Source organism: Mesorhizobium sp. M4B.F.Ca.ET.203.01.1.1 (assembly GCF_004791025.1).
Classification (GTDB): Bacteria; Pseudomonadota; Alphaproteobacteria; order Rhizobiales; family Rhizobiaceae; genus Mesorhizobium; species Mesorhizobium abyssinicae.
Genome location: NZ_SRUO01000081.1, coordinates 1 through 404, shown reverse-complemented (window position 1 = coordinate 404; position 404 = coordinate 1). Strand labels below are relative to the sequence as shown.

The following is a 404-nucleotide window of genomic DNA, read 5'->3' as shown; positions in this document are numbered from 1 at the left end:
AACTCGACAGGACCGCGATTCAAGGCACCAAACCCCGATCCGGTTCCGGAACATTTTAGCTAACTTGAATGTTTAAATAACTACCCGGCTCAAAGCGTGGAGACGATGGCGCGAAGTCCGCGAGTTGGTGACGAGATCACTTTGACGGCCACCATCCTGAAGGTGATGGAGGATGGTGTTTCGAGCGTGAGCATCCCGACTTACAACTTTCCCCTTGCGATCGACACGCCGAAGAAGGCCAGGGCCGGTGAAAAAGTCCCAATCAGCGGCTTTGCGACGCGCGTCGATAGCACCGACGGCAAGATAACCGTTCGGATTGACGGCGGTGGCTTGGTCACAGTCGACCTCGATTCCATCGCAGACTGCTCGCCGACTTCGCGCGTTGCCGTGAGGGGATAGGAGGA

The 404-nt window shown here is 56.7% G+C and carries 1 protein-coding gene; it reads left to right on the top strand.

The genetic code is table 11. From position 1 onward, the window contains the following. The first annotated feature begins 141 nt into the window (after positions 1-141). On the top strand, positions 142-399 hold the full coding sequence (locus EN846_RS33710) for a hypothetical protein (protein WP_245493408.1): 258 nt from the start codon (positions 142-144) through the stop codon (positions 397-399). Positions 400-404 lie beyond the last annotated feature (5 nt).